The following is a 13,487-nucleotide window of genomic DNA, read 5'->3' on the forward strand; positions in this document are numbered from 1 at the left end:
CGGCGCCTGAAGTATTCAGCGCGTCTTGTGCAAACGTTTAGAAGCGCAGGGTCACGCTGGTACGTGCTCCGTAGCTGGAGGCGTTGCCGACATCGCCCTCGACCGTCCACGACAGGCCCTGGGTGAGGTTCACGCGGCTTCCCAGACCGATGCGGGCGCGGGTGCCGGTGAAGCCCGGATTGCGGACGGTGAAGGCCGCATCTTCCGAAACCACGCTGGCGGTCACGTCCAGCATTCCGTTCGAGAAGTCCTGGTCCAGGCTGGCCTTCACGAAGCCCTGCCAGTTCGGCTGCAGCATGTAGCCACCCGTCAGGCGCACACGCAGCATCGTGTTGTTGTCGCGCTGGGCCGAGACCGAGAGGGCGTCGAGCGCCGACACGCCGGTTTCGTCGAAGGCATGGACCTTGGACGAGACCCGCAGCACTTCCGCCGTGGCGTCGAGGCTGGCCCGCTTGCCCTGGGTGAAGTACTCGATGCCGCCGCCGAACACGGTGCTCTTGCCGCTCACGTCGCCGAACGAGGCAGTGCCGGCGTTGGTCTCGCGCTTGCCGTCGAAGCCGTAGTCACCATAGGTGAAGCGGGCCATCAGGCGCAGCGAGCCGTCGAGCGCGACCGGAGCCGAGGCGCCGATGGAGAACTGGTCTCCCTTGGCATCGCTGCTCAGGTACTGCGAACGGATCTTGCCGTCGGTGTGGGCATAGGCTGCCTGCACCTTGGCGATACCGAACTCCGCCGCGACGCCGAGGTTGAAGCGGCGATCGGTCGACTTAAAGCGGGCATAGCCTTCTTCGTTGCGGCTCTTGCTGCTGTCGTAGGCAATCGAGCCGGTGACGTAGAACGCCTTGTCGGCCAGCTGGTCATACCCGCCGAGGTCGGCGAGGTTGTTCAGCATCGACAGCCTCTGGTGCTCGACGAGACCGGTGTAGGCTTCCGGCGAGGCCTTGTCGAACGTGCTCGCGAGGGTCTGGGCATTGCCGCCCGCCAGCGCGCTGGTCACATATTCGAGCAGGCGTCCGCCGCGGAACTGGTCTACGCCGCCGCTACGCGCCACGCGCAGTTGCTGGAGCATCGCCTTCTGGTTGGCCGTCTTGGCCGCCGCAGCCACGAAGCTGTCTCCGGTGTAGTCGCCCAGACCCACGACCGTGCCGGTCGAGAGGTTGAAGGCCACGGCCTTGCCGAAGTTGCTCGTCGCCGTGCCGAACTGGCCGGAGACTGCGCCCGGCGCCACGTTGAAGATCTGCACCTTCTGGCCCAGCGCCAGCTCGAAATCGTTCGAGTTGGAGATGGCGAGGGTCGATTCGGCCTTGAGCGTCAGCTTGCCCGAGACATTGACGAGGTCGTTGCCGCCGGTGACACCGGCGCCTGCCGTACCCTCGACCTCCATCGTCGAGACGGAGCCCGCGTCCAGCGTCAGGTCAGCGAAGCTGATCACGCCGGGCGAGTTGCCGGGAGCCAGGTTGCCGCCCGAACCCACCGTGGTCGCGCCGGTAACCGTACCGTTGCCCGAGAGCTTGCCGCCATTGGAGACGAGCAGGGTCTTGGAATTCAGCGCACCGCCACTCGTGCCGGTGCCCAGATGCAGCGTGCCGCCCTTGACGGTGGCATCCGTGGTGGTCGCCGTGCCCGCCAGGTTGAGCTGCCCGTCGACCGAGATCTGGGTGGCGTTGAGCGTACCGCTCGACAGGACGTTCATCGTGCTTCCGGACTGGACCGAGAAGATTCCCTTGTCGGCCTCGATGGTGTTGCCCAGGTTGAACGAGCCGCTGGTGAGCTGGACGCTGCCGGTGCCGGTAACGGTGCCCTCGAAGTTGCCGCCATTGGCAAGGTAGAGGTTGTTGCCGTTGAGGGCGAGGGTGCCGGTGCCGCTCAGATCGTTGATCGTCTGGTTACCCTTGACCAGCGTCAGGCCGGCATTCTTCGCGATATCGACCTTGAGGGCCGAGCTCAGGATGCCTGCGCCGTCCACCGCGACGGTGCCGAGCGTGATATACAGCTCGCCCGGAGCGAAGCTGCCGGCCGCACCGGACAGGGTGAGGGTGCCCGCGCCGGTCTTGACCATGGTGGCATTGCCGCCGGTGATCGAACCGGCATAAGTCCCGTTGATGGCCTGATCGACCGTCAGGACACTGCCGCTGGCCAGAGCGATCGTCCCGCCGGTGCCCGAAAGCGAGCCGGTGGTGAGGTTCGCGCTCGTGGTCAGGGCGCCGCCGTTCTGGACGTAGTCACCAGTGACGGTGATGTCGGCATGGGCCAGGATCGAGCCGGCATTGGTCAGCGAGCCGAAGTGGTTGACCGAACCGGCCGCCAGATCGACCATCCCCGTCGCGGCGTTGGCGAACCCGCCTTCGACCTTCAGGGTGCCCTGGTTGGTGACGGAGCCTGCGTTGACGAGATGGCCGAGGTTGGCAACCGCACCCTGGCCCAGGGCGATCGTGCCGTTCGCGGCATTGGTGGCCACGCCCGAGACATTGAGGGTGCCCTTATTGATCGGCACGGAGCGGGCCAGGTTGGACAGTCCGGCAATGTCGATCAGGCCGCTGTTGGTCAGCTCGTCAAGCGAGGCGACCGCGTGGACGCGGGTGATGCCGGCGTTGATCAGCGTGGCGATCGCATCGTCCACCCCCATGGTGAAGGTGGCCGGGGCATTGACCGAGACACCGAGGCTGTCGGCGAAAGTCGCGCCATTGCTGGTATCGAGACCGCCTTCGGCAACGGTCAGGCCGCCCTTGAAGGTGTTGGCGCCGCTCAGGTACAGGGTGCCTTCGCCGGTCTTCACCAGCTTGCCCGCGCCGTCGAATACGCCCTGGTAGAGGCTGTTGCCCGACTGGTCGATCACCAGCGTGTTGACCACGGCACCGCTAACGCCGCCGAGGCCGACGATCGCGCCGGGATTGCCCTGGAAAGCGGTGGTGGTGATGGTGCGGGTGGCAGCGGTTTCGACACCGTCGACCATGTTACCCAGCACGGAGAGGTAGCCGTTCTGATAGACGTTCTGCGCCGACAGATCCCCGCCCAGATACCACAGGCCGGAGTTATGGGCCAGCAAGGAGGCATCGACGTTGCCCAGCGTCATCAACTGACCACCGGCATTGTCGAAGATGAGGGAGTTCACATCGGAGCCCAGCGTCAGCTTGCCGGCGTTGTAAACCTGGACGCCGTCGACCTTGCTGGAGAACAGCGCCTCGCCATCGGCCCAGTTGATGAGGGTGGAGATCGCTGCATCGCCATAGACGATCGTGTTGCCACGGTTCTCCAGCGTTGCCGCGTTCAGCTTGTCATAGGCGACCAGCTGGCCGGCCGCGCCGACATATCCGCTGGTCAGCTTCTCGGCGCCGTACAGTTCCAGGCGGCCGCCGTTGATCGTCAGGTAGCCGCCGTTGGTGGCGTCCATCAGGCGCCCGGTGGTGCCGTTGAACTTCGTGCTGACGAGGCCGTTGTTGACGATGAGGCCGGTCAGGCTGTTCTGCGCGGTGAAATAGGCCGTGCCCGCATAGCCGGTGTCGTTGACGACCAGATCGCCGCCCGACCACTTGCCCGCAAGAACGGCATAATCGGTGCTGACGTTCTTGTTGTCATAGACGGCGAGACGTCCGGTCAGACCGGCCAGGTTGACCGCATTGATCAGCTTGACCGCGCCCACGCCGTATTCGCTGCCGAACACCAGCGTCGAGCCGGTGTTGACGAAGCCGCCCGCGTTCCAGGTCAGGGTCTGGCCGGTGCTGCTGCTGAGCGCGCCGAAGTTCAGCGTGATCCCGGCCGCATTAGCTGCCGCGAAGCCGCCGCTGCCAGCCCAGCTGAGCTGGGTGGAAAGCGAGCCGACACGGCGGACCACATCGGTGTTGAGCAGCCAGACGCCTGCATTCTCGGTGGTGAGCGTGCCGATGCTGCCGCCGCCGTTGAAGGTCAGGTGGCTGTTGGCATTGAGGCCGATGCCATCAGCCGCCTCCAGCGAACCGCCGCCGATGTAGGTGGTGCCGGTGTAGGTGTTCTGGCCCAGGAGCTGGACGAGGCCGCCGCCTGTGATCTGCAGGCTGGCGCCCGCACCCGATGCGTTCGATGCGCCCGCATAGCTGGCCGAGCTGTCGTCACCGATCGAGCCTTCGAAGCGGATCACATGGCCGGTGCTCGGCGTCAGGGTGACGCTGGAACCCTTCATCATGAACAGGTCGGTGCCCGCCGCGTTGCCGGCCGAGCCGCCGTTGTTGGACGAACCCGCAAGCGAGGCGTTGTTCTGGAACAGCGCGTCACCGGCGATGATCAGGGTGCCGCCGGTGCGCACGAAAATCGCGCCGCCGTAGCCCGAGCCGCCACCGCCGCCGGTGCCGTCGCCCGAGGAGCCCACGCCGCCGCCGAAGCCGGCCGAGCCACCCGCACCGGCATCGCCGTCCTGCGCCGCGCCCGTGGAGCCGCCGGCGCCCGCCGAACCGCCCGAACCACCGCCTGCGCCGAAGCCGCCCTTGCCGCCCTTGCCGCCGTCGCCGCCGGTGCCGCCGTCGGTGCCGGAGTAGGCGCCGTTGCCGCCCTTGCCGCCGTTGCCGCCGGCGCCACCGCCGTAGAAGGTGCCGCCGTTGCCGCCATCACCACCGTTGCCGCCATCGCCACCCAGGCCCACGGTGCCGTTGTTGAGATCGACGATCCACTTGGCGAGCGAGGCGCTGGCGACCGCCACGTTGGCCCAGTCGTCCACGACTTGCGCAGTCTTGATCACCGCGGTCGCGAAGCTCCAGTCGGCCCAGCTGGACGCGGCTTCGGCCGTGTCGTTGATCGCGGAAATGGTGGAGGAGCTGACCGCCATGATGCGTTCGGTGTTGAACGGCATGCCGGACGAACCGTTGCCGCCGTTGCCGCCCTTGCCGCCGGTCGCGTTGACACCGTCGCCAGCGCCGTAGCCGTTGGTGCCGGCGCGACCTTCACCGTCGCTCAGCAGGGCATCGAAAGTGCTGCCGCCCTTGCCGTTGGCGCCGTTGCCGCCCACCGTTCCGGTGGCGGCGATGCCGTTCATCGAGCCGCCGTTCATCAGGTTGGCGGCGTTGGCGTCGATCTTGTAGGTGATGGTCTTGGTCGCCGGATCGATGCCGGTAATGACCGCGTTATCGGGAACGCCGCCGCCGGTCAGCAGCGCGCCGACCTTGAGGCCGTCGATCGAGGCGACCGTCATCGTCGAGCCGGTGCTGGAAATCACCTTGCCGAACGACGCAACAAAAGTGTTGTCGGCGATGGCCGCGGCGGCGGCCGAGGAAACCGCGCTGCTCAGGGTGATCTTGGTGCCGTCAATGGCGACGATCTTGGTGCCCGAAGCGATGCCTTCGCCGCTCACTTCCATGCCGACCGCCAGGTCGCTACGCGCCGAAGAGAGGGTGATGACGTCGGAACCGACGACCGCGCCCTGCGTCGCGGCGCTGAAGCTGCTCGCGGTGGACGAGATCGCGTTCGAGAAAGTGATGCTGCCGTCGCTGCCGATCGCAGTGATCGTGGTACCGGCAGGGAAACCGTCACCGGTGACGGTCATGCCCACGGCCAGCCCCGCCAGCGAGCCGACCGGCTTGATGGTGTTCGAACCCGTGACCGAGAAGCGCGCAGCTTCGAACGAAGTGACCGCGACGACCTTGAAATCGTTGACGGCCGCCGTGGTGCCGGTGCTGAGCGTCACCGAGACGGCATTGTTGCTGCTGTCGTAGGTGACGGCGGTGATGGTCGTGCCTTCGGCGATGCCGGTGCCGACGACGGCCATGCCCTTCTGCACCTTCCCTGCGTTGAGGGTGCCCGAAAGCTTGAGCGTGGTGCTGCCTGCGGCGGCACCGTTGGAGCCATATTGCGCCTGGTCGACCGAGGCAGTGTTGATCGCCGAACCGGCCACCTTGATGCCGGAGGCGAAAGTCACGGAAGTGCCGCTGATGCTGGCGATCGTGCCCGTACCGGCGGTGTCGCCGAAGGTTACGCCCGCGCCCGCGCCGATCAGGCTGTTCGCGCCCGACATCGTGGCGCCGGTGATGAACAGATCGCCATTCACGTCGGTGACGATGGTAGGCGTCACGCTCAGCGCGGTGATCGCACCGGCGTTGATCGAGATGGTCGGCAGGTTGACGTTCAGGCTACCGAGCGAAACAGTCCCCACACTGCCGCCTTCGCCGCCCTTCACCGTGTTGCTCAGGAACTCGACGTTGCGCAGCGTCAAGGTCGCTCCCTGATCGACGAAGAACACCCCGCCAAGACCCGCGCCGCCACCGCTGCCTGCCCCGCCTTCGGTGTAGTAGTTCGTGAACACCGTGGTCTGGTCGTCATTGCCCACACTGCCCGAAGTGCCGGCCGAGACGATAGTGCCCGACTTGCCGGCCCCATCATAAACGACGGTTTCGTCGGCAGCAGCCTGGGCTGCCGTTGCCAGGAACAGGGTTGTGGCAAGGGTAGACGCGCCCAGAAGAAGGCGAGGTGAAAGATTCATGAAGTAGGCCCCCGTTAATCACATATGCCTGAGAGAATCACGATCCATCGGCATTTCGAGGGACTATGACCGGCCCGGGTTCGCTAAGTCTCGATAGTTACCAGCCCATTAATTATCGACTGAATTTAAGACTTATAACCTAAGTTAATTCGAATTTAGGTTAACCAAATCTTTCATGGGAATAAAACTACACAGTTCGAGGTGTGACGCGACTATGTAGGATATCTAATGGATACCCTCTAGTACCATCCGATATCGCGTGGCCGTTTGGTCCTCACAGCAAGTGAAGCTATCGCCCAGTTTCTCCAGCAGGCCTGCTCCCGCCAGGCCTTGTACCGTCGACCTGATGGCAGGACATACTTGGCACCGGTTTGATTACAAAATCGCTGACCATGCGGCATCCACTCAGAAACATATGAGAAATATAGTTCATGCCGGCTCCATTTTATGTTGATTTTTTCTTATAAAAATCTAGCGGCAGACAGGCTTCCGGCAAATTCGGAGCCAATAAATTAAAAAATAAAAAATCGCAGTGGCACGGTTCGCAACGCTTTATCTGTTTGGTGGGGCAATCGAGAGGAAAGAGGGGCTTATCCTTTCCATCGATTGTACGTTCATTTTTAAGGGGGGGATTTATGGTACAGATTGAAAATCGCGACGTGACGCACCGGACTGCTCACGGTCGGACCGTTCGCGGATTGCCCAAGGCACGCCTGTTTTCCGGCGCGGGCATTGCAACGCTCGCTCTGGTGATGGCCACACCGGCAATGGCCCAGACGGCGACCTGGCAGGGTACGGTCGATGACGACTGGAGCAATGGCGCCAACTGGTCGGGCGGCCTCGCTCCGACCAGCTCAAGCGGCGTTGTGTTCGTCACGCCTTCCGCTTCGACGCCCCAGCCTGTCCTCGACGGTGTATCGGGCAACGCCTCGACCCTCTATCTCGGCTCCTTGGACGGCGCATCGCTGACCATCCGCAATGGCGGCGTGCTGAATGTCGGCAGTGCCGTCATCTCGAACCGCACCAACGATGTTGCCGCGGTGGGCGTCGCGCAGGAAAGCGGCTCCGTCACGGTGACCGGCGGCGGATCGATGCTGGACGCAGATTTTCTGACGATCGGCTTCTATGGCACCGGCGCATTGACAGTCGCCGAGGGTGGGCAGGTAGTATCGACCGGCAGCCAGAGTGTCGGGCTCCATGCCGGTAGCAAGGGCACACTCACCATGTCCGGGCAGGGCACCCAGCTGCAAGGCACGTCCCTGTACTTCGGGGCTAATGGCGAAGGCGAGCTCAATCTTTCCGGCGGTGCGAAGATACAGACCCAGACCGGCGCTTTTGGCGTCAATGCCGGTTCGAAGGGCACAGGCACCATCGACGGCGCCGAGACCAGCTGGGTCATGTCGACCTCCAGCCTGACCCTAGGCGGAGCTGGCGAAGGCGAGCTTACCGTCACCGGCGGCGCGCTTGTCTCGACGGGCACCCGCATCACGATCGGTAGCAGCATCACCGGAGAAGGGACGCTGACCGTATCGGGTGCAGGCAGCCGCGTCACATCCGCGACGGATGTCATCGTCGGCAGCAGTGGGTCGGGCCATGTCAGCGTCTCCAACGGAGGCCAGTTCAGCGGCAACACAATTTCCATCGGTTTGGGAACGGACGGCGTCGGGACGCTTGTCCTCGATGGCGCCGAGACGCTGGTCAAGGGCAACGGCTATGTGATGCTCGGCACCTCGGGCCACGGTGAAGCCACGGTCTCGAACGGGGCTACCCTGAAGGCAGACGGCGTTCTGGGTGTCTCGCTGGGTTACTATGCAGGCTCTTCCGGTGTGCTGAACATCGGCGCGGCCGCTGGAGATGCCGCAGTGGCCGCCGGCAACATCGACGCGGCCTATGGTATCCAGCTCCGCATGGCATCGAGCCGGTTGGTCCTCAATCACACCAACACCGACTATGAGCTGGGCGCGAAGCTGCTGGGCATCGGCGCGGTGGACGTGCTGGCGGGTACGACGATCTTTTCCGGCGACAACAGCGGCTTTTCAGGCAGCCTGACGGTCGACGGCGGCAAGGCGGTTCTAGCGAGCGCAATGAATGCGGCCAGCACGGCCATCAACGCCGGCGGCACCTTGCAGATCGGCAATGGCGGCGCGAGCGGTTCGCTGAACAGCGACATCGTGAACAATGGCGCGCTGGTCTTCGATCGTGCCGATGCCCTCGTGCACAATCGGGGCATCTCCGGTGCCGGTAGCCTGACCGTGGCGGGCGGGCAGATCACGCTGAGCGGGATGAATACCTACACCGGTGCAACCACGATCGATGCCGGGGCCACGCTGGCCCTGACCGGGCAGGGCCGGATCAACCAGTCGAGCAATGTGACCGTTAACGGCACATTCGACGTGACCGGCGCCGCCAGCGCGCAGATCAAGGATCTGGGCGGCAGCGGCACCGTGATCCTCGGCAATGCCGGACTGATGGTGAACAACGCCTCGCAGGCTTTCTCCGGGCAGTTCACCGGCACCGGCGGCCTGACGGTCATGGGCGGTACGCTGACCCTGACCGGTACAGCCGATATCGCCTCGATCGCCATCGGCAATGGCGCCGCCGTCGTGATCGGCGCGGGCGGCTCCACCGGTTCTACCAATGCCAGCGTCACCAACTACGGCACGCTGGCCTTCAACCGCGCGGATGACGTCAGCTATGCCGGGGCGATCACCGGGCCGGGCACGACCGTCAAGACCGGCGCCAACACGGTGGCCTTCACCGGCTCGATGAGCGGCGGGTTGCTCGATGTACAGCAGGGCTCGGCGCTGTTTACCGGCGCGATCAACAGCGATGCGCGGATCGGCGCGGACGGCACGCTGGTCTTCGCCAATAGCGGCACGACCACCAACCGCGGCAAGCTGAGCGGCACCGGGTCCGTCGTAAAGACCGGCAGCGGCACGATCACCCTTTCCGGCGACAGCAGCGCCTTTGCCGGTACGGCAAACATCGCGGGAGGCACGCTGTTGCTGACCGGCAAGCTCGGCGGCGATGTCGTCATCGATGCCGGCGGCACGCTGCAAGTGGGCAACGGCGTGCGGGACGGCGACCTCCTGGCCGACACCGTGAACGACGGCACGCTGATCTTCCAGCAGACCGGCGACTATGACTATGCCGGTGCGCTCTCGGGCAATGGCGGGCTCGTCAAGCGGGGTGACGGCCTCCTGACGCTGTCCGGCGATTATCGCTATACCGGGTCCACCGTGGTGGAAGGCGGATTGGTTCGCCTTACTGCGGAGCTCGACAGCGGGACCGACCTCGTCTTGAACGGCGGCACCTTCGACCTTGGCGGCCGGGACCAGCAAGTCGCCGGGCTGAGCGGCACGAGCGGCACACTGGCGCTGGGCGCCGGCGCGCTGACCGTGGTGCAGGGCGAGAATAGCAGCTTCGGCGGCAATCTCACCGGCACGGGCAGCTTCATCAAGGCAGGCGAGGGCACACTGAACCTCACGGGCACCAACAGCTTCTCCGGCCGGGTGGACGTGAACGACGGGCGTCTGGCCATCAACGGCACCTTGCCGGGCAGCGTCTTCGTCAACGACGGCGGTACGCTGGGCGGCAACGGCACGACCGGCACCATGGTCGTCCGCAACGGCGGCACGCTGGCCCCCGGCAATTCGATCGGCACGCTCAACGTGAACGGCAACGTCCGCTTCGAGGCCGGGTCGGTCTATGAAGTGGAGGTCAATGCGGCAGGCGAAAGCGACAGGCTCGTCGCCAGCGGCACGGCCACCATCGATGGCGGAACGGTGTCGGTTCTGGCCGCGGCGGGGAACTATCGCTGGACCAGCGACTATGTGATCCTGAGCGCAGCCGGCGGCGTGACCGGCACGTTCGACGACACCGACGTCGATCTGCCCTTCCTGACCCCCTCCTTGCGCTATGACGCCAATGACGTGGTGCTGACACTGGTGCGCAACGACCGCAGCTTTGCAAGCACGGCAGGAACGCCCAACCAGCGGGCCGTCGCTCTCGCGCTCGATAGCGGCAACCGGAACAACGGTCTCTATCGTGCCGTGGCCGGGCAGACCGCTACCTCGGGTGCGGTGCAGGCGTTCGATGCCCTTTCCGGCGAACTCTGGGCCACCACGGGCACGATGATGGTGGACCGCACCCGCCGCCTCGGCGAGACGGTGCTGGGCCGACTGGAACAGGCCGATACGACCAGCCATGCCCTTGCACGGGTCGGCGGTGCCTCCACACAGACGCAGGGCGGGCTGACCGGCATCTGGGGCCAGGCCATCGGCTCATGGAACAGCGCCCGGAGCAACGGCAATGCGGCGCGCGCTTCGCAGAGCAGCTTCGGGTTCATCACCGGTGTCGATCACCTGCTGGGCGACTGGCGCATCGGCGTGGCCTTCAGCCATGGCAAGGACGACGTGCGCGTGAACGGCCGCGCGTCCGAGGCGAGCGTCACCGGCAACAGCGCCGTGGCTTATGTCGGCGGCGGTTGGGGCGCCTTCCGCACCCGGATCGGGGCATCCTACACCTGGTTGGACGTCGAAGGCACGCGAAACGTGGTGTTCCCAGGCATCGCGGAAGATGTCTCCGGCAGCTATGACGGCAAGGCCGCCGCGGCCTTCGGCGAGATCAGCTATGGCCTGTCGCTGGGCGCCGCTCTGGTCGAGCCCTTCGCGGGCGTGAACCACGTCCATCTCAAGACCGACGGGTTCGCCGAAAGTGGCGGCGCGCTGACCGGCCTGGATGTCGCCAGGACGACGCGCGACGTGACCTACACCACCCTGGGTCTGCGTCTCGGTGCCGTGCTGCCGGTTTCGGAGCAGGCGGCGATCACGCCGCGCGTTTCTGCTGCCTGGCTGCATGGGTTCGGCGACGTGGAGGCGAGGGGGCTCCACCGCCTTCCCACGGGCGATGCCTTCACCATCGAAGGCCTGCCGGTCGTGCGCAACGCGCTCCGGCTTGAGGCGGGCGCCCAGGCGAATATCCTCCCCGGCGGATCGCTCGGCATCTCCTATGTCGGCAACCTCTCCGACCAGTGGCGCGACCACGGCCTGAAGCTGGGCTTCTCCTACAGCTTCTGAACCGACTGAGCGGGGAGGAGTCACAGACCCGTGGCTCCTCCCTCGCCAAACCTGTCTCAAGTTACAAATAGCCGCATTTAGCATCCAACAGATACTAATTGGTATCCATTAGATACCATTATGATCGGTTTTGCTCGGACTTGATCTAAGGCGTCACGGCTCACGCATCGCCGCTGTCCTCCCACCGCCGCGAAAGGAAAGCATCCACACCGGCATCGGGATGTCCCCCGGTGTATTCCTTGGCAAAAGCCTGCGCTCGTACCACGGTCTGAGATGCCGTACGCAGGATGACACCATCATCCGTTTCCTCAATGAATAGCGCACCGCCGCCAGTCAGACCCAGGCGCTTGCGAATGTCAGCCGGCAGGCTCATTCGTCCATTTGATGTTATATTCACTTTAAGCGCCATAAAGAACCTCGCGGCTTTATCGCCGGTGAGCAGAACATTAATGCCCAAAAACGTGACTCACAGAGGTGGGCTTCCTTTTGCGGAATGCGCGACACCCAGCCCCCCAATTCCGCGTACATCTTCATCAGCACGAGCTGCAACTCGTGCTGATGAAGATAGAAGATCATTATCGTAGATGCGAAGGTAGCAGAGGTCACCAGCCAGGCAATGACTGGGGCGAATGCCAAGCCCACGTTATGGAGACTTCAGGCGGTGATCAGCTACGATCCGCGCGTGAAATTTCCGGCGTTCTGTCAATCTCGTCGCGAGAGGAATGGTGCCCGAGAGTGGCCGCTCCGCCTCGTCCTGACGCCAGGCAATTATCGGACATTGAGGGCGCTGACCTGCTCATCGGCGCGACTGCGGGCATGAAGCGCGTCATTGCCGACCGTGGATACGACGCCAATCGGCTGCGCTCGACGCTGCGCGACCAAGGTACGATCCCCGTCATTCCTGGCAGACGTAACCGGAAGGCCCCATCCAGTACGACCAGCGTCGCTACCGGGAGCCGCTGGCCCGTCGAAGCCATGTTCTGCCGCCTCAATGACTTCCGACGTGTCGCTACCCGCTATGACAAGCTCGCGCGCAACTACCAATCCGCCGTCGCGCCGCCGCTGCAATCGCATTCTGGGTCTGAACGAGCTGGGCCCTTAGGCGCCTGCGAATTCGGTCAAATAGACGCCCTGCCCGGGGTAGCGGAATGGTTCATTACGCATCTTCCGCATCGCAACGAAACAATAATCGACCGCGTTGTGCGCATTTGCGAGTTGCCCGGCTTCAACCTGTTTCGCCAGAATTCGCAGGAAGTTCCTTGAGACTTCCTCTTGGATCGACGCGCAGCCCGCGAACGAATGCAGGCGCTTCTCTAAATCAACCTGGCTGAACAAGCTCGATGCACCTCGATGGGATGCCCGGGAAATCATGTCATCCACATAGCGGAAGTCTAGGATTTCGTATCCATTGACCCTAGCAACGTCGAAGTAAACGGTTGGGTGAATGTTGTAGAATCCATGAGTGTTGTCACCAAAGGTCGGTAGAACCTTCAGTGTGACGCCGCCTTCATTCAGGCTGTTATGCGTGTAAGTGAATACGTTCGCCGCATTGAATACGTGCTCGGTCGTTCCACAATCCACAATAAGGTCGAATTTTTTAGGGGCTTCAAGAGCAGTGTTCAGATCTTGACGATAGGTGGCACGGTCATCGAATGTGTCGACCGAAGCGTAGCTGGTCAGCCCAAACAACGAGTAGAATAGCGCTTGTCGGTCCGGATGAACCGAACCTCCGTTTAGGATTGTCTCGCAAATTGCTTCTCCATGCGATCCAAGCCGCTTCAAGGCTTCAGAGTGCAATACCTCCGCCGGGAAAAAGAAGTCTTGTGGCCCGAGTTCCAGCACTGACGCCAAACCCTGAAACGCACCCTCATCAGCGACGCTGCCAAACCATTCCAAGATGCAAGCGTTTATTCCCAAAGCGCAGCCTCCTAAGCTTTGAACTTCCTGTAATCAGCGCCACTGAGGGT

4 protein-coding genes and 1 pseudogene are annotated in these 13,487 nt (G+C 63.9%); 2 read left to right on the forward strand and 3 right to left on the reverse strand.

What is annotated here, in order from left to right:
• Positions 1–37: 37 nt before the first annotated feature.
• A complete protein-coding gene (locus AC4D6D_RS24125; protein WP_491328864.1) occupies positions 38–6,442 on the reverse strand; it encodes an autotransporter-associated beta strand repeat-containing protein in 6,405 nt (2,134 codons plus the stop codon).
• 635 nt (positions 6,443–7,077) lie between these two features.
• On the opposite strand from AC4D6D_RS24125, the gene AC4D6D_RS24130 reads away from it, so the two are divergent.
• Positions 7,078–11,520 (forward strand): autotransporter domain-containing protein, encoded by a 4,443-nt coding sequence (locus AC4D6D_RS24130; protein WP_491328815.1) that lies wholly within the window; start codon positions 7,078–7,080, stop codon positions 11,518–11,520.
• A 160-nt stretch (positions 11,521–11,680) separates the two neighbouring features.
• Here the strand turns inward: AC4D6D_RS24130 and AC4D6D_RS24135 are convergent, their stop codons facing one another.
• On the reverse strand, positions 11,681–11,929 hold the full coding sequence (locus AC4D6D_RS24135) for an AbrB/MazE/SpoVT family DNA-binding domain-containing protein (protein ID WP_491328867.1): 249 nt from the start codon (positions 11,927–11,929) through the stop codon (positions 11,681–11,683).
• A 407-nt stretch (positions 11,930–12,336) separates the two neighbouring features.
• Here AC4D6D_RS24135 and AC4D6D_RS24140 point away from each other — a divergent pair.
• Positions 12,337–12,513 (forward strand): annotated as a pseudogene (locus AC4D6D_RS24140) (IS5/IS1182 family transposase); the annotation flags it as partial.
• Between the two features lie 105 nt (positions 12,514–12,618).
• On the opposite strand, the gene AC4D6D_RS24145 reads toward AC4D6D_RS24140, so the two are convergent.
• Positions 12,619–13,416: a hypothetical protein gene (locus tag AC4D6D_RS24145; protein ID WP_491328868.1), complete on the reverse strand. Its 798-nt coding sequence runs from the start codon at positions 13,414–13,416 to the stop codon at positions 12,619–12,621.
• Positions 13,417–13,487: the final 71 nt, after the last annotated feature.

The organism is Novosphingobium sp. BF6, assembly GCF_058273105.1.